18 protein-coding genes are annotated in these 19,400 nt (G+C 60.8%); 10 read left to right on the forward strand and 8 right to left on the reverse strand.

Features of this window, described 5'->3' with window-relative positions; genetic code table 11:
* Positions 1 to 62: 62 nt before the first annotated feature.
* Positions 63 to 2,060, reverse strand: a complete 1,998-nt coding sequence (locus tag CD58_RS19135) for an alpha-1,4-glucan--maltose-1-phosphate maltosyltransferase (RefSeq protein WP_025214601.1) — start codon at positions 2,058 to 2,060, stop codon at positions 63 to 65.
* Positions 2,061 to 2,272: 212 nt separating this feature from the next.
* Here CD58_RS19135 and CD58_RS31270 point away from each other — a divergent pair, with 212 nt between their 5' ends.
* A complete protein-coding gene (locus CD58_RS31270) occupies positions 2,273 to 2,437 on the forward strand; it encodes a hypothetical protein (RefSeq protein ID WP_200868890.1) in 165 nt (54 codons plus the stop codon).
* Between the two features lie 149 nt (positions 2,438 to 2,586).
* Here CD58_RS31270 and CD58_RS19140 read toward each other — a convergent pair whose 3' ends face one another.
* Entirely contained in the window at positions 2,587 to 3,087 is a 501-nt protein-coding gene (locus CD58_RS19140) for an MgtC/SapB family protein (protein ID WP_025214602.1), read from the reverse strand.
* A gap of 137 nt (positions 3,088 to 3,224) precedes the next feature.
* Between CD58_RS19140 and CD58_RS19145 the strand changes: the two genes are divergently transcribed.
* The 4 genes from CD58_RS19145 to CD58_RS30640 all read left to right on the forward strand — a co-directional run bounded on the left by CD58_RS19145 (position 3,225) and on the right by CD58_RS30640 (position 7,109).
* Positions 3,225 to 3,461, forward strand: coding sequence for a DUF3203 family protein (locus CD58_RS19145; RefSeq protein ID WP_025214603.1), 237 nt, complete (start codon positions 3,225 to 3,227; stop codon positions 3,459 to 3,461).
* Positions 3,462 to 3,668: 207 nt separating this feature from the next.
* On the forward strand, positions 3,669 to 5,081 hold the full coding sequence (ccoG, locus tag CD58_RS19150; RefSeq protein ID WP_025214604.1) for a cytochrome c oxidase accessory protein CcoG: 1,413 nt from the start codon (positions 3,669 to 3,671) through the stop codon (positions 5,079 to 5,081).
* 70 nt (positions 5,082 to 5,151) lie between these two features.
* The gene (mapR, locus tag CD58_RS19155; RefSeq protein WP_025214605.1) at positions 5,152 to 6,579 is read left to right on the forward strand and encodes a GntR family transcriptional regulator MpaR; all 1,428 of its coding nucleotides are present in this window, start codon (positions 5,152 to 5,154) and stop codon (positions 6,577 to 6,579) included.
* Between the two features lie 110 nt (positions 6,580 to 6,689).
* Positions 6,690 to 7,109: a hypothetical protein gene (locus tag CD58_RS30640; protein ID WP_144238592.1), complete on the forward strand. Its 420-nt coding sequence runs from the start codon at positions 6,690 to 6,692 to the stop codon at positions 7,107 to 7,109.
* Positions 7,110 to 7,262: 153 nt separating this feature from the next.
* Here CD58_RS30640 and CD58_RS19165 read toward each other — a convergent pair whose 3' ends face one another.
* Positions 7,263 to 8,009: an SDR family oxidoreductase gene (locus tag CD58_RS19165; RefSeq protein WP_025214607.1), complete on the reverse strand. Its 747-nt coding sequence runs from the start codon at positions 8,007 to 8,009 to the stop codon at positions 7,263 to 7,265.
* A 77-nt stretch (positions 8,010 to 8,086) separates the two neighbouring features.
* Positions 8,087 to 8,965 carry a Dyp-type peroxidase gene (locus CD58_RS19170; protein ID WP_025214608.1) on the reverse strand — a complete coding sequence of 293 codons (879 nt, stop codon included), beginning with the start codon at positions 8,963 to 8,965 and terminating at the stop codon, positions 8,087 to 8,089.
* Positions 8,966 to 9,238: 273 nt separating this feature from the next.
* On the opposite strand from CD58_RS19170, the gene ampC reads away from it, so the two are divergent.
* Entirely contained in the window at positions 9,239 to 10,387 is a 1,149-nt protein-coding gene (gene ampC / locus CD58_RS19175) for a class C beta-lactamase (protein ID WP_025214609.1), read from the forward strand.
* A gap of 144 nt (positions 10,388 to 10,531) precedes the next feature.
* Here ampC and CD58_RS19180 read toward each other — a convergent pair whose 3' ends face one another.
* The 3 genes from CD58_RS19180 to CD58_RS19190 all read right to left on the reverse strand — a co-directional run bounded on the left by CD58_RS19180 (position 10,532) and on the right by CD58_RS19190 (position 12,969).
* On the reverse strand, positions 10,532 to 11,080 hold the full coding sequence (locus tag CD58_RS19180) for a DUF4174 domain-containing protein (protein ID WP_025214610.1): 549 nt from the start codon (positions 11,078 to 11,080) through the stop codon (positions 10,532 to 10,534).
* Positions 11,081 to 11,348: 268 nt separating this feature from the next.
* Positions 11,349 to 12,134, reverse strand: coding sequence for a sulfite exporter TauE/SafE family protein (locus tag CD58_RS19185; protein ID WP_025214611.1), 786 nt, complete (start codon positions 12,132 to 12,134; stop codon positions 11,349 to 11,351).
* 109 nt (positions 12,135 to 12,243) lie between these two features.
* The gene (locus CD58_RS19190; protein ID WP_038436918.1) at positions 12,244 to 12,969 is read right to left on the reverse strand and encodes a hypothetical protein; all 726 of its coding nucleotides are present in this window, start codon (positions 12,967 to 12,969) and stop codon (positions 12,244 to 12,246) included.
* Positions 12,970 to 13,288: 319 nt separating this feature from the next.
* Here CD58_RS19190 and CD58_RS19195 point away from each other — a divergent pair, with 319 nt between their 5' ends.
* Together CD58_RS19195 and CD58_RS19200 are read left to right on the forward strand one after the other, a co-directional pair.
* Positions 13,289 to 14,440: an aldose epimerase family protein gene (locus tag CD58_RS19195; RefSeq protein WP_025214613.1), complete on the forward strand. Its 1,152-nt coding sequence runs from the start codon at positions 13,289 to 13,291 to the stop codon at positions 14,438 to 14,440.
* Between the two features lie 109 nt (positions 14,441 to 14,549).
* A complete protein-coding gene (locus tag CD58_RS19200; RefSeq protein WP_025214614.1) occupies positions 14,550 to 15,371 on the forward strand; it encodes an aldo/keto reductase in 822 nt (273 codons plus the stop codon).
* A 196-nt stretch (positions 15,372 to 15,567) separates the two neighbouring features.
* Here CD58_RS19200 and CD58_RS19205 read toward each other — a convergent pair whose 3' ends face one another.
* Positions 15,568 to 17,931, reverse strand: coding sequence for a DNA polymerase II (locus CD58_RS19205; protein WP_025214615.1), 2,364 nt, complete (start codon positions 17,929 to 17,931; stop codon positions 15,568 to 15,570).
* Between the two features lie 358 nt (positions 17,932 to 18,289).
* On the opposite strand from CD58_RS19205, the gene CD58_RS19210 reads away from it, so the two are divergent.
* Both CD58_RS19210 and CD58_RS19215 read left to right on the forward strand, forming a co-directional pair.
* Complete coding sequence (locus CD58_RS19210; protein WP_025214616.1) at positions 18,290 to 18,730, forward strand: CBS domain-containing protein; 441 nt, start codon at positions 18,290 to 18,292, stop codon at positions 18,728 to 18,730.
* A gap of 71 nt (positions 18,731 to 18,801) precedes the next feature.
* Positions 18,802 to 19,398, forward strand: a complete 597-nt coding sequence (locus tag CD58_RS19215) for a paraquat-inducible protein A (RefSeq protein WP_025214617.1) — start codon at positions 18,802 to 18,804, stop codon at positions 19,396 to 19,398.
* Positions 19,399 to 19,400 lie beyond the last annotated feature (2 nt).

Consider the following 19,400-nt stretch of genomic DNA (forward strand, 5'->3'; position numbering starts at 1 on the left):
GCGCACTCAAGCGGGAGCAAGCTCCCTCGCCACAACAGCGCTCTATCAGCCTCGCACCTGTCTTAAGCCACGCTGATCCGCCAAATCCCAAACGGCTGGTAAGCCGGGTCAATGCGCATGAACTGATACTTGCCATACCAGGTCCAGCGGTGGCCGCTCATCAAATCCTCGCCCTGGGTCTGTGCATCGTCCGGCAGGCCCATCTCCCACAGCGGTAACTCGAAATTGGCTTCCTGTGGGGTGTGCGGGTCAAGGCTCACCGCCACCAGGATGAAATTGCTGCCGTCGGGCGTGCGCTTGCCGAAGTACAGAATGTTGTCGTTCCAGGCGTTGTAGACCTTCAGGCCCAAATGCGTATGCAACGCCGGGTTCTGTCGGCGGATGCGATTGAGCTGGGCGATCTCGGCAATGATGTTGCCCGGCGCGGTGAAGTCGCGAGGGCGGATCTCGTATTTCTCCGAGTCGAGGTACTCCTCCTTGCCCGGCACCGGCGCCGACTCGCAAAGCTCGAAGCCCGAGTACATGCCCCACAGGCCCGAGCCCATGGTCGCCAGCGCCGCCCGGATCAGAAAGCCCGCACGTCCCGACTCATGGAGAAAGGCCGGGTTGATGTCCGGCGTGTTGACGAAAAAATTCGGCCGGTAGCATTCGCGCCAGGGCGATTCGTTCAGCTCGGTGAAATAGGTCGCCAGTTCGGCCTTGGTGTTGCGCCAGGTGAAGTAGGTATAGCTCTGGGAATAACCGACCTTGCCCAGGCGCGCCATCATCGCCGGGGTGGTGAAGGCTTCGGCCAGGAACATCACCTCAGGGTGTTGGGCCCGCACGTCAGCGATCAGCCACTGCCAGAACGGCAAGGGCTTGGTGTGGGGGTTGTCGACGCGGAAGATCTTCACGCCTTCGTTGACCCAGCCCACCACGATGTCCCGCAGCTCCAGCCACAGGCTGGGAATCGCATCCGCCGCGTAGAAGTCGACGTTGACGATGTCCTGGTATTTCTTCGGTGGGTTCTCCGCGTATTTGATCGTGCCGTCCGGCCGCCAGCTGAACCAGCCCGGGTGTTGCTTGAGCCACGGATGGTCCTGGGAACACTGGATGGCGAAGTCGAGGGCGATCTCCAGGCCATGCTCGGCCGCTGCCGCCACCAGCCGCCGGAAGTCTTCACGGGAACCCAGTTGCGGGTGAATCGCCTCGTGCCCGCCTTCCTCACTGCCGATGGCATAAGGGCTGCCCGGGTCGTCGGGGCCAGCCGTGAGGGAATTGTTCGGGCCTTTGCGAAAACTGCGACCAATGGGGTGGATCGGCGGGAAGTACAGCACATCGAAGCCCATGTCCTGGATCATTTCCAAGCGCGAATGCACGTCGTTGAAAGTGCCGTGGCGAGCGGGATCATCAGTGATCGAGCGCGGGAACAATTCGTACCAGCTGGCGAACTCGGCCAACTCACGTTCCACATCCAACGGGAATTCAGGGCTGATGCTCAAGTAAGGGCGATGATCGGCCAGGGACATGAGGTTGGCACTGCGCGGCGCCAGGAACAGCGCCACCTGCTCGGCCGGCAACAGACCCGAGAGTTCATGGTGCAAGGCCGTGAGCTGCTCCCTCAGTTCACCTTCACTGCGCTCGGCAGCCATTTGTACCTGGTTGCGGCCTTCCTGCAGCTCCAGGCTGATGGGAACCCCGGCGCCGAACTTTTTCCCCAACTCGTAGCAGAAACTGGCGAACTGATCGATCCAGGCCTCGATGCAGAACACATAACGGCCCTGTTTCGGCGCGTTGAACCGACCTTGCCAGCCGTTGTTGCCCAGTTCGGTCATGACCTCGCTGTTCCACACCTCGTCATCCAAGGCGTGCCAACGGATTCGCACAGCCAGCTTGTCATGGCCATCGGCGAACACTTTGCTGGTCACCGTCACGTCCTGCCCCGCCACCGCCTTGGCGGCGAACTGTCCACCGTCGATCACCGGCAGGGTGTCTTCAATCGCGATTCGCGGCAACAACAAGGCCTGGGACAACGGCAAGTGCGGGTTATAGGCCAAGTCAGTCGAGTGTTCAGCAGTCATCGAGCATCGCTCCTTTTACGCCCCATGGACGCGCTTGTGGCGGTAAAGGCCCAACGGGTCCCTGAAAAAACTCACTTAAACTCCGAACCGAATCAGCGCTTAAAAGTTCAGAGGGATTTGCCCGGATGTATCCCGGGGGATCAAACCCGGTACGGGGTGGTCAACAACAATAAGCACGACTCAAGCCATGTGTGTCACGGAGACCCGTCCCGATGAATATTCCCATCCCAGCCGAAACACCCGATCCCAACATCGACGATCCCACCTTACCGCCGCCCGGCCCCGACCCGGAACCGATTCCCGAGAAAGACCCGCCGCTCGACCCTCAGCCGCCGTTGGGCGATCCGCCGAACGAGAAGCCTCCAGAGCGGGTTTGATCAACAGCCTAGTGGATAACAAAAAAACTGTGGGAGCGGGCTTGCCCGCGAAGGCGTAGTGTCAGCCAAGGTTTCCGTCGACTGACACACCGCTTTCGCGAGCAAGCCCGCTCCCACATCGAATGGAGTGTTCTGGCTGAAGATCGCGGTCACGGCTTGTCCTCCTTCTCCAACGCCCGGACAATCACCGGCATCACACTGAAGATCACCAACGCCAAAATCGTACTAAGCACCGCCGTCGCCTCCCGCCCCAACCCGGCGGCGACGCCTATAGCGGCAGTCATCCACAGGCCGGCCGCGGTCGTCAGGCCTTTTACGTGGCTTTCGTCGCCGTCGTTGTTTTTCAAGATGGTACCCGCGCCGAGAAAACCAATGCCCGCGACAACCCCCTGGATGACCCGGCTCATGGCGTCGGCCTGGGAACCGGACATCTGCGGCACCAGCACGAACAACGCAGCCCCCAGGGCCACCAGCATGTGGGTGCGCACGCCGGCCGCCTTGCCCTTGTGCTCCCGCTCGAAACCGAGAATGCCGCCCAGCACCGCGGCCATCAGCAGGCGCACCGTGACCCGCGTCATCTGCTGGGCATCGGTGATGTCAGCGAATTCCGCTTGCAGGGTCACCCAGACTTCATGCCACCAGGCATCCATGAATCGCTCCTTTTTCCAATCGATAAACGATGGACCGCAAGCGAAGCCAGAGGTGCACCCGACCGCTGATCAGCCACGACGAACCCTGGCTTTGGGGCGACGCCTAACGTTCAGGACATTCAGAAGGAAGCGCAACCATGACTGTAAGTATCGATGAAGACAAAACTTGTCATTTCGACACCCTCAACGGCACGGAACAGCGCCCTGCCAGCGAGCTGACCGTTATCACCGACTCGGAAAAAGCCATGTCAGCCGTGGAGCTCAATGGTGGGCGGGTCTACATCACCGAGGCTGAAGCCGATGCGCTGACAGTGGCCGGGGCAGCGGATGGGCGCAAGCACGTCAAGGCTACCGATGGTGATTCGGTGATCTGAAGGCCTGCGCAGGAAGATTTTGTGGCGAGGGAGCTTGCTCCCTCGCCACAAAGAGATGTTCACCAATCCCAGGCATGCATCAAAGTGTCGCAGGCGCGGCGCTTAACACCATCTGATCCGGTTTTTATCGATTTACCTGAGTCTGTTATGCAAACAGTTCGATGGTCATAGTGCGTCGGCCAGATAGAGGCTGATGAGCGACCGACCATGAGCGATAGAATCCCCGTCCAGTTGATACAGACCTTCGAACCCGCGCCGTCGAAAATCAAGGCCAGGACCACCGATAACCTGATCCACACCCGCAGCTTCACCGGCATGTTCCGCAACTTGCGCATCAGCGGTGCGGGGGTTCTGTTCCTGCTGTTCTTCGGCACGGTGTGGTTGGACTGGGGCGGCCGCCAGGCGGTGCTCTGGGATCTTTCCGAAAGCAAATTCCACATCTTTGGCGCGACCTTCTGGCCCCAGGATTTCATCTTGCTCTCGGCGCTGTTGATCATCGCCGCCTTCGGTCTGTTTGCGATCACCGTGTTCGCCGGCCGTGTGTGGTGCGGCTACACCTGCCCACAGAGCTCCTGGACCTGGATTTTCATGTGGTGCGAGAAAATCACCGAAGGTGAACGCAACCAGCGGATCAAGTTGCAAGCAGCGCCGTGGGGCTTGAACAAACTGCTGCGCCGCTCGGCCAAGCACACGCTGTGGCTGGCCATCAGCCTGCTCACCGGCCTGACCTTCGTCGGTTACTTCACGCCTATCCGCCCCCTGGCCGAAGAGTTGCTGACCCTGCAAATGGCCGGCGTCAGTCTGTTCTGGGTGCTGTTTTTCACCGCCGCCACCTACCTCAACGCTGGCTGGTTGCGTGAAGCGGTGTGCATGCACATGTGCCCCTACGCAAGGTTCCAGAGCGTGATGTTCGACAAGGACACGCTGACCATTTCCTACGACGCAGCCCGTGGCGAAATCCGTGGCCCGCGCAAACGCGAAGTGAACCCCGCCAATGTCGGCCTCGGCGATTGCATCGACTGTCAGATGTGCGTGCAAGTCTGCCCCACCGGCATCGACATTCGCGACGGCCTGCAAATGGAATGCATCGGCTGCGCAGCGTGCATCGATGCCTGCGACTCGATCATGGACAAAATGGGCTATGCCCGCGGGCTGATCAAATACACCTCCGAGCATCAACTGCAAGGCGGCAAGACTCACCTGCTGCGGCCCCGACTGATCGGCTATACCGCCGTGCTGCTGGTGATGATCGGCGCACTGGCCATCGCGCTGGCAGAGCGGCCCATGGTGTCCCTGGACGTCAGCAAGGACCGCGGCCTGTTCCGCGAAAACAGCGCAGGTCAGATCGAGAACATCTACAGCCTGAAAATCATCAACAAGACCCAGCAACGCCAGGACTATCAGTTGTCCCTGGTGGACGGTGACGGTTTCGTCCTGCAAGGCAAGACACAACTGAGCCTGGCACCGGGGGAAATCGTCGATGTGCCGGTGTCGGTGGCGATGCTCAGCGAACGGCCCCGCAGTGGCTCCCAGGAAATGACCTTCAAGGTGACCGACAGCGATGAGCCCGGCATCTACAGCCTGGGCAAGAGCCGTTTTGTCGCACCGATGAATCGGTGAAGCTTTAAGATGCCGGGCGCCGAGTGCATCTCACGCGGCTCCCGCCGAACCGTTCAAGACTGGGCCCGCCATGAAACGCTACGAGAAATTCGCCGACGACATCGCTGAACTGATCCGCTCCGGCATGCTGGGGCCGGGCCAACGCGTGCCGTCGGTGCGTTATGCCAGCCAGACCTACGGCGTCAGCCCGTCCACTGTGTTCCAGGCGTATTACCTGCTGGAGCGACGCGGACTGATCCGCGCCCGGCCGCGTTCGGGCTACTTCGTCAACACCCATGCGCCGAGCCCGTTCTCCGAGCCGGTGATCAGCAACCAGGTGCACGAATCCACCGAAGTCGACGTCAGCGAACTGGTGTTCTCAGTGTTGGACTCGATCAAGGACCCGACCACCGTACCGTTCGGGTCGGCGTTCCCCAGCCCGATGCTGTTTCCGCTGCAACGGTTGTCCCGCTCGCTGTCCAGCGCCACCCGGGATATGGATCCGCGGGTGGTGGTCACGGACATGTCGCCCGGCAATCCGCAACTGCGCCGGCAAATCGCCCTGCGCTACATGGTCGGCGGGCTGATGCTGCCCATGGAAGAACTGCTGGTCACCAACGGCGCCCTGGAAGCCTTGAACCTGTGCCTGCAGGCCGTAACCGAACCCGGCGACCTGGTGGCAATTGAGGCGCCGGCGTTCTACGCCAGCCTGCAAGTGTTGGAACGGCTCAAGCTCAAGGCCGTGGAAATTCCCGTGCACCCGCGCGACGGCATCGACCTGGACGTGTTGGCGCAGACGCTGGAGCGTCATCCGGTCAAGGCCTGCTGGTGCATGACCAGTTTCCAGAACCCCATGGGCGCGACGATGCCCGAGGAAAGGAAACAAGCGCTGGTGGAACTGCTGCGCCGCCATCAGGTGCCGCTGATAGAGGACGACGTGTATGCCGAACTCTATTACGGTCAACAGGCCCCCAAGCCGGCCAAGGCGTTCGACACCGAAGGACTGGTGATGCATTGCGGCTCGTTCGCCAAGAGCCTGGCGCCGGGCTATCGCATCGGTTGGGTCGCGGCCGGCCGTTACGCGCAGAAGATCGAACGGCTCAAACTCATGACGTCGCTGTGCGCCTCGATGCCGGCCCAGGCCGCCATCGCCGACTACCTGCAACACGGCGGCTACGACCGTCACCTGCGCAAACTGCGTTATGCCCTGGAAGAACAGCAAAGCGCCATGCTCGCCGCCATCGCTCGCTACTTTCCGGCCCAGACCCGCGTCAGCCAGCCGACGGGAGGGTACTTCCTGTGGTTGGAACTGCCGGAGCAGATGGATTCGTTGAAACTGTTCCAGATGGCCCTGGCCCAAGGCATCAGCATCGCTCCGGGACCGATCTTTTCACCGACCCGGCGGTTCCGGAACTGCATCCGCCTGAACTACGGCAGCCCGTGGACCGAAGCGTCGGAGAAGGCAATGGAGACGTTGGGGCGGATCATTCGCTCGTTTATAAGCAGGCAAGACAACTGAGAACGACCTGTCAGACCTGACAGTAGCACGCTCGTCAGAAACGACTTAGCGTAGAAATCGCTAACCAAATGAGGGTCACGAGTTAGCGAAAACTACCTGAGGAGAACATCGTGAACTATTTTCAAGATTTCGAGAACGGCCTGGACGGCTGGGGATTTACCCAAAGTGATGGCAAAATAGTACAGGAAAAGGGGGGCAACCATTACATTACAGGCGATGAGTATGTGACTGATTACAGCGTGGCCAAGATCTTCAAGCTGCCATTCGCGGAAGATCTTCCAGTGACGGTAAAGTTCAAGATCAAGGTCCCATTGGGCGTAGACCTGACAGACTTGGTTTGCATACTCAATGAAAATGACTACAAGCCACTGAGCCCACCCGACGGCGATGACCAATGGCATTCTTACGAGGTTGCATTTCCTCCTCCACCTCAAACGTCCCAATTTCCTAAAGTTCGTATATCCGCAATCGAACAGGGGGAAAACCCTCCACACGGCTTAGGGTTCGATGACATTGAAATCATCCAGTGATAATCGATGTTATCGGGATATATTATCCAGCCGTTCCAATGGAAGACTAGAGGATGCGGATCTCATCGCGAGCAAGCTCGCTCCCACAGGAGACCGTATTCAAATGTGGGAGCGAGCTTGCTCGCGATGGGGCCAGACTAGACAACCCAAGGCTCAGCGCCCACCCCCCAGATCCACAAACGTCCCGGTCGCATACGAAGCCTTGTCCGACAGCAACCAGATAATCGCTTCCGCCACTTCATCCGGGCGACCGCCCCGGGCCATGGGAATTGCCGATTCCAACTTGCTGACCCGGTCCGGGTCGCCACTGAGGGCGTGGAAATCGGTGTAGATATAACCCGGGCGAACCGCATTGACGCGAATGCCCTCGCCGGCCACTTCCTTGGACAGGCCGATGGTGAAGGTGTCCAATGCGCCCTTCGAAGCGGCGTAGTCGACGTATTCGTTCGGTGAGCCCAGGCGGGCCGCCACCGAGGAGACATTCACGATACTCCCGCCCTGCCCACCATGCCGGGGGGACATGCGCAGCACCGCGTGCTTGGCGCAGAGAATCGGCCCCAGCACATTGGTCTTCAAGATCTTGAGGATGCGGAATTCGGACATTTCATCGAGCCGGGATTTGTGGGCCACCGTGCCGGCGTTGTTCACCAGGGCGGTGACACGGCCCAGTTCGGCGTCCACCCGGTCGAACAGACTGATCACTTCGTCTTCGATGCTGACGTCGGCCCGCACGGCGATCGCCTGCGCACCCTTGGCCCGGACTTGTTCGAGCACATCCTGCGCGGCGCTTTCATCGGACTGGTAATTGATGCAGATCCGATAACCCAGCTCGGCAGCCAACAGTGCCGTGGCCGCCCCGATTCCGCGGCCGCCACCGGTGATGACGATGACTTTATCCACGCTTGCTTCTCCCGTTCCACGGATGACGTGCGCCCCAAGAATAGCGTTCACGTCACGCTTTGCACAAACCGCTGCGCTTACCGGGCCAGGGCCCGCAAATCCAGGCGCCCGTCCAGCAGCGGCGGACACCAGTAGTAACCGCCGGTGATCGGCCGGCTCATGCGATACAGTCCGTCGGTGATGCCGTCCTCCAAGCCACTCATGCGACGCAGTTGCGCCTCGAAGGCATCGAGGGAAAAACCAAACGCCAGGAACATCAGGCCCGCGCGATCACCCTCGATCCAGGGCATGGAGCGGCGCACGACGAAGGCTTCCGGTGCGAAGCTTTCCTGGGCGGTGCGTTTGACGTGAGCCGATTCCGGCGCATCGTCGATTTCCTCGTTGTCACTCAGGCGTCGACCCATGATGTTGTCGCGCTCATGGGGCTGCATCGCCGCAAAACCGTCCAGATCGTGTTGCCACTGCTGGATCGCTGCAAAACTGCCACCACGCACCCCGTCAACGCCTTGGGCCAGGGCGGCGGCAATGGCGGCTTCATCGTGAGGATTTTCGGTGCCGTCTTCATAACCCGTGAGGTCATGGCCGGTCATGTGGCGGAAGGTTTCGTTCATCTGCACCAGGCGCAACGCCGGGGCCAACGCCGCCTCGATGGCGCGGCTGCGGTGCATGAGCTCGCCCCGGTCTTCGCCGTGCAACCAGCACCACAACGCGTGCTGGGTCGAGGGATTGTCCACGCCGACGCCGGCCAGCGCAGGAAACGCCCGCAGGCCTTCGACCTGGGCGCCGAGCGCCTGGACCAGCGACTCACCAAAGCCGATCACGGCCCGGCCATCGAGCTGCAGCAGGAGTTTGTCTATCGCAGCCGGCAGCGCCTCGACCGATTCCAGGGCAAAAAACAAATGGCGGGCCTGAGGCGGAACAGGGGTGGCGAGAATGCCGGGCTGGTAGTAACTCATGTGGGCTCCTTTAGAAAGAGCGCAAGTTTACCCGGCAGCCGCAGGTTTGTGTGATTTGCCATGCGCGGCCGAAACCTGAACGGCCAGAGATTTTTCGTAGGAACGCTCCGGCGACCTGGTCGGACAACTCGGAACCTGGCGTGGACCGGGTGACGTCCGATTGCCGAACAACCGAAAACCTCCTAGATTGGCCTCCCCCTCAGGTGAACTCAGGCACGCAAAGCTGCTGGATGCAGCCGGCTTGACCATCGCAATCCAAGGAGACGGTCCGACATGCACATTGCCAAATCGCTACTCGCAGGTACTTTTTTGCTGGCCTGCGGGACAACTCCCGGCTTTGCCCAGGAGCGCATTGAAGAGACGGTCAATGCAACCATCGGGCCCCTGATGAAGCAACAAGGCGTGGCGGGCATGGCCGTGGCGATTACCCACAACGGCCAACGCCATTTCTTCAATTATGGCGTGGCGTCCAAGGACACGAAAAAACCAGTCACCGACCAAACCCTCTTCGAGATCGGCTCGGTCAGCAAGACCTTCACCGCGACCCTGGGCGCCTATGCCGAGGCCCAGGGCAAACTGTCCCTGTCGGACCCGGCCAGTCGCTTCGCCCCCGAGCTGCGTGGCAGCGCCTTCGACGGCATCAGCCTGCTCAACCTCGCCACCTACACCCCCGGTGGCCTGCCGTTGCAGTTTCCCGACGAGGCGGACCATCCGGACCGGATGTTCGATTACTACAAGACCTGGAAGCCGCTCTACCCGACCGGTACCCAACGGGTCTATTCAAATCCGAGCATCGGCCTGTTCGGCTTTCTGGCGGCCCGCAGCCTGGGACAGCCATTTGATGAGGTGATGGAGCACACCCTGATGCCAGGGTTGGGCCTCAAGCACAGTTATGTGCGGGTGCCGCAGGATCAGCTGGGTCGATATGCCCAAGGCTATGCAAAGGACGGCAAGCCCGTCAGGGTCGGGCCTGGTGCGCTGGATTCCGAGGCTTACGGGGTGAAAACCAGTTCATCGGACCTGATTCGCTTCATCGAGGCCAACTTGCAGCCGGAAAAACTCGACGCCGATCTGCGCAAAGCCATCGCCACCACCCACACGGGGTTCTATTCGGTTGGCGGGATGACCCAAGGGTTGGGCTGGGAGTTCTACCCTTACCCTATCAGCCTGGATGAGTTGCTGGCCGGCAATGCACCGCAGATGGCCATGACGCCAAACAAGGTAGAACCGCTCGATCCGCCCCGCCCCGCACCGGACGATGCCTGGATCAACAAGACCGGCTCGACCAACGGGTTTGGCGCCTACGCGGCTTTCGTGCCCGGAAAAAACATGGGCATCGTGTTGCTGGCGAACAAGAATTATCCGATTGAGGAGCGGGTGAAGGCGGCGCACCGGATCCTGACGGCGCTGCAAGCGCAGTAGAAGGTTGAGCAAGTCACTGTGGCGAGGGAGCTTGCTCCCGCTGGGCTGCGAAGCAGCCCTATGCTTTTTCGATGGTTCGTCGACTGATGGGCTGGGGGGCCGCTTCGCGACCCAGCGGGAGCAAGCTCCCTCGCCACGGGGCTATCAATCGTCCAACGGCTTCGCCGCAGCCGGCGGCTTGCCCGCCTTGCCAGGCTTGGCGCCCTTCGCATCCTTGGCCGGCGCAGGTTCCGGCGCGGGAGGTGGGGGCGGAGGCGCCGCTTCTTTTTCTGCCGCAGGTAGCTTATCGACGGTGTCGAAGATGTCTTTCAGCTCGATCGCCCCGGAATGCTCAAGCTTCTTTTCCCCGTCCTTGCCCACCAGGATGATCTTGGTCTGGGCACCGGCTCCCAACTTGAGTGAACGGATCAACGCCATGGTGCTTTGCGGGTCCAGGTCTTTACCGTCGCGCTGCCCGATGGTGTTGAGGATGGTATAGAGCACCATATTGCGCTCGGAAAAACCCTGCTTGCCGGCGGGTTCCTCCAAGGCTTTTTTCAGGCTGACCCACGCAGGGTCGACAGTGCTGGGGGCGATGACGATCAGGGGGCGGGCCTTGCCCGTCTCCGCCAACAAAGGTGAATCGCCATCGGCGGCGAACAGGGGACCGGCGACAGCCAGCAAGGTAGCGAAGGTCAATGACCGAATGAGCATGCGCCTCTCCTTTTGATATTTACGCTGTACTGATTGCGCATGGCGGCGATTGTTCCGCGAGTCGATCAATACTACGCCTACCTGCCTTGAAGCTTAGGCCAGAGGGTTCATTGCGCAACCGTGGGGAGAGTTTGGCGCGAGAGTTGGAACGGGGACCACTGTGGGAGCGAGCTTGCTCGCGATAGCGATCTACCCGCCGACTTCGATGTTGACTGTCATGCCGCTATCGCGAGCAAGCTCGCTCCCACAAGGGATCTCGTTGCCCATGCTAGAACGCCAACTTGAACCCGATCATCGCCAGCATCACCGCCAGGCACGGGCGCAGCAGTTCGTCGGAGATGCGCCCTGACAGATGGCTGCCCAGGTAGATCCCCGGCAACGAACCGATCAGCAGGAACCCCAGGATGTGCCAGTCCATGTTGCCCATGCTCGCGTGGCCCAGGCCAGCGACCAGGGTCAGCGGCACGGCGTGGGCGATTTCGGTGCCCACCAGGCGCTTGGTGACCAGGAAGGGATAGAGGATGAACAACGCAACGGTGCCCAGGGCCCCGGCGCCGATGGAGGTCAACGCGACCATGGTGCCCAGCACAAGGCCGGTGATGACCGTGAGCACATTGAGGCGCGTGCCAGTGGGGTTGTAGTGTCCGCCGGCACGGTCATGGGCGAATTGCAGCAGGCGTTTCTTGAACAGGATTGCCAGGGCGGTGGCGAACAGCACAAAACCCAGGGCTTGCTTGATCACCGCGTTCATGGCGTCGGGCGAGCTGTGCAGGCTGCTGAGAAACCACAGCGTCAATCCGACCGCCGGCACGCTGCCCAAGGTCAGCCAGCCGGTAATGGCCCAGTCAATGTTGCGGTTCCTGGCATGCACCAGGACACCACCCGATTTGGTAATGGCCGCGTACAGCAAGTCCGTACCCACCGCAGTGGCAGGGTTGATACCGAACCACAACAGAATGGGGGTCATCAGCGAACCACCGCCCACGCCGGTCATCCCGACGATGAAACCGACCACCAAGCCTGCTACGACTAAACCGACATTACCGAAATCCATTAAACCCGTCTCAGCGCTACCGCGTGAAAAATCTGGCCGCGAGCATAGCGATTTTTCTTATAACTCCCTATATCGATGTGATCTATCTTTATTCCTTTTCAGTCGTACCTCACTGGACCGGCAGGAAGTTAAGGAACAGCAGGCTCTGGGCGTAGTTCAGCCCGATCCGCCGGTAGCGCTCGTCCAACATCTGGGTCAGCAGATCCAGTCGCGCGACGATCTTCCCGAACTCCACGGCGAAACTCAGGTTGCTGCCCTCCTCCGAGATCTCGTTGGAAAACAGCAGCAGCTTACCGTCCTTGTTCTGGCGCTGGCTCAGCAGCCATGTGGCTTTTTCGATGTTGCGTGCGGCGTTGCTGACAAAGCGCGGGTCGATGGCGTCGGTCATGTAGAACTCGAGGCGATTGCCATGGGCCGTGACCAACATGCTGCCGATGGCATAGATGAACGCACCGACCCGATCACCGAGGAACTCCGGACTCATGGCATAGCTCAGGGCCGCCAGGTCCTTCTTGCCGCCCAATGTTGGCAAGGGCTGCTGCTGTTCAATGGCCAGGCGCACCTGTTTTTCGGCGGCGCGAGCGTCGAGAAAGCCGGACTTGCGCAATTCCTCAGGGTTGCGCAGGTACAGCTTGCTCATCAACAGGTAAAGACTTTGCAGGTTGTCGCGCATCGCCAACGTGGCCATGCGGTCGACGCTGGTCTGCAGGAACTCCTGGGGCCTGGCGTTGCTGAACTGAGTGACCATGTCCTGCCCCTGTTGATGGCTGCAGCCGCCGCTGAGCAGCAACAACACACCGACCAACAACACTGAACAGCGACGTCGCAACCTCATCACAGAATAAAAAGCACCGGCCATCGAGTCTCGGTCTGGATAGGGGAAGCGATGGGGGTCGCCGCTTCCAGGCCATGGATAGAGCGGTAAAAACCGCAAAAGTGCAGTGCCCGACAAAAATCCTCACGCTTGGGCTACGCTTCTCACATCCAATTAGTCTTACTTTTTAATTGATTAATCTCTATTTATGGCTATAAATCCCTTCTTGCTACTCAAATAGAAAGACTACTAAACAGAAAAGCCTTCAAAGCTGTCCGACCAGTAACGACTCGACCCGCGTTCAAAACAACAACAAAACAACAGGAAGGAAGGTCATACCATGCTTGAATCCAGACATCTGCTCACGGCCCTCGGAGTGTCTCTGATGATCGCCACCTCGGCTTCCCAGGCTGCCGGCCTGACCAATGAACGCGGTGCGTTCGGCAAGACCGATGACGGTACCCCGGTGGAAAAATTCGTGCTGCGCAACAGCCACGGCATGGAGGCCACCGTCATCACTTACGGCGGCATCCTTCAGTCGTTGAGCGTGCCGGACAAAAACGGCAAGGCCGCCGACATCGTGCTCGGTTTTGACGACGTGCAGGGTTACCAGAAGAACGGCAGCGTGTATTTCGGCGCAACCATCGGCCGCTTCGGCAATCGCCTGGCCGACGGGGCGTTCGAGCTGGACGGCAAGCGCTACCAGGTCCCGCAGAACGACCATGGCAACTCCCTGCATGGCGGGCCACAAGGGTTCGACAAACGTGTATGGAAGGCCCAACCCCATGATGGCAAGGACTCGGTGGGCGTCACCCTGACCTACGTGTCGCCCGATGGAGAGATGGGCTTTCCCGGTACGCTGAAGACCGACGTCACCTACAGCCTCAACGAACAGAACGAGTTGCGCATCGACTACAAGGCCAGCACCGACAAACCCACGGTGCTGAACCTGACCAACCACAGCTATTTCAACCTGGCTGGGGCGGGTAACGGCGACATACTCGAGCAGCTCGCGACCCTGCACGCAGCCCACTACACGCCGGTCACCGGCAAACTCATTCCCACCGGCGAACTGGCCCCCGTGGCCGGCACACCGATGGATTTCACCCAACCCACCGCCATCGGCACCCATATCAAGGCTGATCACCCACAACTCAAGTTCGCCGAACCGAAACAGGGCGGCTTCGATTTCAACTGGGCGCTGGACGCCAAGGGCGATGTGAAAAAACTGGCCGCCGAGGTGTATGACACAGAGTCCGGACGACGCCTGCAGCTCTACACCACCGAACCTGGCGTGCAGTTCTACACCAGCAACTTCCTCGACGGCACGGTCAAGGGTAAACAAGGCAAGGTCTATCCGCATTGGGGCGCATTCACCCTGGAAACCCAGCACTACCCCGACTCGCCCAACCAGCCGAACTTCCCTTCGACACGGCTTGATCCAGGCCAGGCCTACACCCAGACCATGGTGTTGAAGTTCTCCGCAAAATAACGTTCCCACCGGCTGATCATCCCCACGCCCCACGTGGGGATGATCATTTGTGAACACCTGGTCTATCCTGCTGCCACAGCACTATCGGTCTGAAAAACAGGAGGTTGGCATGAAGACTCTGGAATTGGCCGGCGTGTCCGTACCGGTGATCGGCCAAGGCACTTGGCACATGGGTGAGGAACCGTCCCATCACAAGAAGGAAGTCGCGGCCCTGCGGTTGGGCATCGAGCTGGGCATGACCCTGATCGACACGGCGGAGATGTACGCCGAAGGCGGTGCCGAGACCGTCGTTGGCGAAGCGATCACCGGTCTGCGCGAGCAGGTTTTCCTGGTGAGCAAGGTCTATCCCCACAACGCCAGCCGCAAAGGCATTCCCCTGGCTTGCGAACGCAGTTTGCGGCGGCTCGACACCGATTACATCGACCTATATCTGCTGCATTGGCGCGGACAGTACCCGCTGGAGGAAACCGTCGAAGCCTTCGAACGGTTGCGCGAAGAAGGCAAGATCGGTCGTTGGGGCGTGTCGAACTTCGATGTCGCCGACCTTGAAGAACTGGCCTCGCCGGCCTGCGCCACCAACCAGGTGCTGTACAACTTGCAAGAACGTGGTATCGAATTCGACCTGCTGCCCTGGTGTCAGGAACAGCGTATGCCGGTCATGGCTTACTGCCCGGTCGGCCAGGGTGGGCATCTGCTCAAGGACCATACCTTGGGGCAGATCGCCGAACGCCATGGCGCGACACCGGCGCAGATCGCACTGGCCTGGCTGTTGCGCCAGGACAATGTCATTGCCATTCCCAAGGCCGTACAGCCTGAGCACGTACGTCTGAATGCCGAGGCAGCAAACCTGAAGCTTGAACCGCAGGATTTGGCGGCCCTTGACCTGATGTTTCCCCAGCCTCAGGGCAAGCAGCGGTTGGCGATGGTCTGACGCCTAAATACGGACCATCGGGAACACACTGATTTGTGGCGAGGGGATTTATCCCCGCTCGAGTGCGCAGCACTCGCAACTTTATCGGTACCGCGAAATCTCAGGGGCCGCTGCGCGCCCCAACGGGGATAAATCCCCTCGCCACAGATCCACCATGTCCCCGGTCCAAAGAGTTCTGCAGGAATACACGGAAATCTCAGAACAACCCCATCTGCCCCCCCACCAACGTCGAAAAATCATCGTCCACAAACGGCAGGATCGCATCCGCCACCGGTTGCAGCTGTTTGCTCACGTAGTGGTCGTAATCAATCGGCGCGCTACGGATTTCCAGGGGCTCGGGGCCGGCGACGGTGATGACGTAGCTGATCCAGCCGCCATTCTGATACTGCCGCGGCCGGCCCTGGCGCTGGTTGAATTCGTCGGCCAGCCGCGCGGCCCGGACGTGGGGCGGTACGTTGCGCTCGTAGTCCTCCAGGGGCCGGCGCAAGCGCTTGCGGTAGACCAGTCGATCATCGAACGCGCCGGCCAGGGTCTGCTGCACATAATCGCGCACATAATCCTGGTACGGCTGGCGATGGAAGATTCGCCCGTATAGCTCTTGCTGGAACTGCCGGGCCAACGGCGACCAGTCGGTGCGCACGGTCTCCAGGCCCTTGTAGACGATTTCATCGCGGCCATCGGCGCGGGTCACCAGCCCGGCATAACGTTTCTTGCTGCCTTCCTCGGCGCCCCGAATGGTCGGCATCAAAAAGCGCTTGAAATGGGTTTCGAACTGCAACTCCAGCGCACTCTCCAGCCCGAACTCGTCACGCACCTGTTCGCGCCACCATTGATTGACGTGGGCCACCAGCTCCTGGCCGATCCTGGCCGCCTCTTCCTGGCCGTGGGCACGGCGCAGCCAGACGAACGTGGAGTCGGTATCACCGTAGATCACCACATGTCCCTGGGCTTCGATCAACTGCCGGGTGTGCTGCATGATCTGGTGGCCGCGCAAGGTGATGGACGACGCCAGCCGTGGATCGAAGAAGCGACAGCCACTGGAACCGAGCACACCATAAAAGGCATTCATGATGATTTTCAACGCCTGGGACAGCGGCGCGTTGTGTTCGCGCTTGGCGGTTTCCCGGCCTTCGGCGACCCGCGCGACGATGGCCGGCAGGCAATGCCGGGTACGGGAGAAACGTGCGCCGCGAAAGCCGGGTACCGATTCGCCGTCGTCCGGGTGACGCAGCCCCTCGATCAGGCCCACGGGGTCGATGAGGAAGGTGCGGATGATCGACGGATACAGGCTCTTGTAATCCAGCACCAGCACCGACTCGTAGAGCCCCGGCTGGGAATCCATGACAAATCCACCCGGGCTCGCCTCGGGCGGGCGCTGGCCAAGATTCGGCGCCACGAAACCCTGGCGGTGCATCAGCGGCATGTACAAGTGGGTGAACGCCGCCACCGATCCACCGCTGCGGTCCGCCGGCAGGCCGGTGACGCTGGCCCGCTCCAAGAGGAACTTGAGCAGCTCGGTCTTGGCGAAGATCCGCGTCACCAGCTCACAGTCCTTGAGGTTGTAGCGGGCCAGGGCCGGTTTGTCCTCGGCGAACATGCGGTTGATCTCATCCATGCGCTGGTACGGGTTGTCGATGGACTTACCCTCCCCCAGCAGCGTCTGGGCGACGTTCTCCAGGCTGAATGACGGGAAACTCCAGGTCGCCGAACGCAGGGACTCGATGCCGTCGATGATCAACCGCCCGGCTGCCGAGGCGAAAAAGTGATTGTTGCGCGCGCCATGCTCGCGCCATTGCATTTCTTCCCCGCCACGCCCCAAGCGCAACGGCACGGCCAGGCGTCGAGCGTGTTCATGCAGCACCCGCAGATCGAACTGCACCAGGTTCCAGCCGATGATCCCGTCGGGGTCAAAGCGGGCAAACCAGTCATTGAGCTTTTTCAACAGCACGGTGCGCGATTCGCAGTATTCCAGTTGGAAATCCACGCCGGTGTCGTCGCCATTGGGCGGGCCGAGCATGTAGACCTGGCGCTCGCCGCAGCCTTCCAGGGCAATGGAATACAAATCGCCCTGGGCGGTGGTTTCGATGTCCAGGGACACCAGGCGCAACGGTGGGCGGTACTCGGGCGCCGGTTTCATCTGGGCGTCGCGCAGCAGGCCGTCAGCAGTGGCTGTGCCGCCAAACCAGACGGGGGCGGTGATGAAGCGCTCCATCAGGTAGCGTTCCGGCGGCCGGATGTCAGCCTCGAACACCTCCACACCGGCACGGCGCAAGGTGGTGTCCAGGCGCATCAGTTGGGCGTGCTGCTGGCAATACAGCCCCAGCACCGGGCGATGCTCGAAATCCAGCAGGTCAAGGGGACGCAACTCAACGTCCTTCTCCCCTTGCAACAGCGCTTCGACCTGACCGCGCTGGACCTGCGGCACAAACGCCACCGACGGCTGCACCGGCAGGCGCACGCGCCGCGGGCCGGCGTCGGTCGCCAGCCAGAATTCGACTTCGGTGCCGGCCGGGGTGTCGCGCCAATGCCGGGTCAGGACGAAGCCCTGCTGTAAATCCACCGATGTAACCTCGAATTGTGCGTGAGCCCGGATTCTACCTGTGGTGAGGGGACTTCACCTGCTCAACTGACAGGCTCTTGCTGACAAGCTCTTGTGGCGAGGGAGCTTGCTCCCGCTGGGGTGCGCAGCAGCCCCAAAACCATCCATCTCGGTATATCGGGCGAATGCCAACAACCGGGGGCTGCTGCGCAGCCCAGCGGGAGCAAGCTCCCTCGCCACAGACAGCGCATGGCTTCATATCGGGGTGAATTGAGCTGTAATGACGCTTTTGGACGACTGGCCGCCGCTTTACCGCTTGCTCTGCGCCGCTGGGTCTACGATTCTTTAATCACCCGCAAAACAACACCTGAGGCTCCCCATGAAAACCGTCGCGCAGTTGCTCCGGCTAAAAGATGAGAAAAACCAGCAAGTGCACACCATCTCACCGGACGACATGGTATTGCAGGCCTTGATGCGCATGGCCGAGAAAAACGTCGGCGCCTTGCTGGTGGTGAAAAACGATGAAGTGCTGGGGATCATCAGTGAGCGCGACTACGCGCGCAAAATGGTCTTGCACGGCCGCTCGTCGGTGGGCACGAAAGTGAGTGACATCATGGTATCCCCCGTGATCACGATAGACCCGCACCAGAATGTCGAAACCTGCCTGAGCATCATGACCGAGAAGCACTTGCGGCATTTGCCGGTAGTAGAGGACGGCAAGCTCGTCGGCCTGTTGTCCATCGGCGACCTGGTCAAGGAAGCCATTGCCGAACAGGCGGACCTGATCCGACAACTGGAGCAATACATTCGCGGCGAATGATCCGTTCGGGCGGGTTGCTCATTCTCAACGCACTTCTATATTGAAGGGGTCGTTCCTGCCCGAGCGCCCCGATGGCCGATACCGACCGACTGATCATTTGTGAACATTGCGATGCGGTGTACGAGCCGGTGGTGCTCGTCCCGCATCAGAAAGCCTCGTGCGTGCGATGCCACGCAGTGATCCAGCGTTACGACGGCCTGAGCATCGAGCAGCGCCTGGCCTTGAGCGTGACGGCCGCGATGCTGTGGGCATTTGCCAACGTCTATCCGGTGATGAGCATCCGACTCCAGGGCCTGAGCAACAGCGCCACGCTATGGGATTCCATCGTGGCGCTGAGCCACGGGTCGATTACCTTCATCGCCCTGGTGGCCGCGGTGGCGATCATCGTCGCGCCGGCCTTGCAACTGGCGCTGCTGATCTGGGTGCTGGCCTATGCCTACGCCAACCAGCGGGCGCCAGGGTTCAACCTGTGCATGCGCAGCCTGGAAACCTTGCGGCCGTGGAGCATGCTGGAGGTATGCCTGCTGGGCGCGCTGGTGGCGGTGATCAAGCTCGCCGGGCTGCTGGACGTGCTGCCGGGCATCGGGCTGTTCGCCCTCGCAGCCCTGAGCCTGTTGATGATCCGCATTGCCGGGCGCGATGTCCGCGACCTGTGGGAGCGCCTGTGAAC

The sequence above is a fragment of the Pseudomonas brassicacearum genome, from assembly GCF_000585995.1.
GTDB lineage: Bacteria > Pseudomonadota > Gammaproteobacteria > Pseudomonadales > Pseudomonadaceae > Aquipseudomonas > Aquipseudomonas brassicacearum_A.

What these genes read in the sequence shown, in the direction of transcription:
- CD58_RS19135 (WP_025214601.1), bottom strand. Translation starts at nt 2,060, where the DNA reads ATGACTGCTGAACACTCGACTGACTTGGCCTATAACCCGCACTTGCCG.
- CD58_RS31270 (WP_200868890.1), top strand. Translation starts at nt 2,273, where the DNA reads ATGAATATTCCCATCCCAGCCGAAACACCCGATCCCAACATCGACGAT.
- CD58_RS19140 (WP_025214602.1), bottom strand. Translation starts at nt 3,087, where the DNA reads ATGGATGCCTGGTGGCATGAAGTCTGGGTGACCCTGCAAGCGGAATTC.
- CD58_RS19145 (WP_025214603.1), top strand. Translation starts at nt 3,225, where the DNA reads ATGACTGTAAGTATCGATGAAGACAAAACTTGTCATTTCGACACCCTC.
- ccoG (WP_025214604.1), top strand. Translation starts at nt 3,669, where the DNA reads ATGAGCGATAGAATCCCCGTCCAGTTGATACAGACCTTCGAACCCGCG.
- mapR (WP_025214605.1), top strand. Translation starts at nt 5,152, where the DNA reads ATGAAACGCTACGAGAAATTCGCCGACGACATCGCTGAACTGATCCGC.
- CD58_RS19170 (WP_025214608.1), bottom strand. Translation starts at nt 8,965, where the DNA reads ATGAGTTACTACCAGCCCGGCATTCTCGCCACCCCTGTTCCGCCTCAG.
- ampC (WP_025214609.1), top strand. Translation starts at nt 9,239, where the DNA reads ATGCACATTGCCAAATCGCTACTCGCAGGTACTTTTTTGCTGGCCTGC.
- CD58_RS19180 (WP_025214610.1), bottom strand. Translation starts at nt 11,080, where the DNA reads ATGCTCATTCGGTCATTGACCTTCGCTACCTTGCTGGCTGTCGCCGGT.
- CD58_RS19185 (WP_025214611.1), bottom strand. Translation starts at nt 12,134, where the DNA reads ATGGATTTCGGTAATGTCGGTTTAGTCGTAGCAGGCTTGGTGGTCGGT.
- CD58_RS19190 (WP_038436918.1), bottom strand. Translation starts at nt 12,969, where the DNA reads ATGAGGTTGCGACGTCGCTGTTCAGTGTTGTTGGTCGGTGTGTTGTTG.
- CD58_RS19195 (WP_025214613.1), top strand. Translation starts at nt 13,289, where the DNA reads ATGCTTGAATCCAGACATCTGCTCACGGCCCTCGGAGTGTCTCTGATG.
- CD58_RS19200 (WP_025214614.1), top strand. Translation starts at nt 14,550, where the DNA reads ATGAAGACTCTGGAATTGGCCGGCGTGTCCGTACCGGTGATCGGCCAA.
- CD58_RS19210 (WP_025214616.1), top strand. Translation starts at nt 18,290, where the DNA reads ATGAAAACCGTCGCGCAGTTGCTCCGGCTAAAAGATGAGAAAAACCAG.
- CD58_RS19215 (WP_025214617.1), top strand. Translation starts at nt 18,802, where the DNA reads ATGGCCGATACCGACCGACTGATCATTTGTGAACATTGCGATGCGGTG.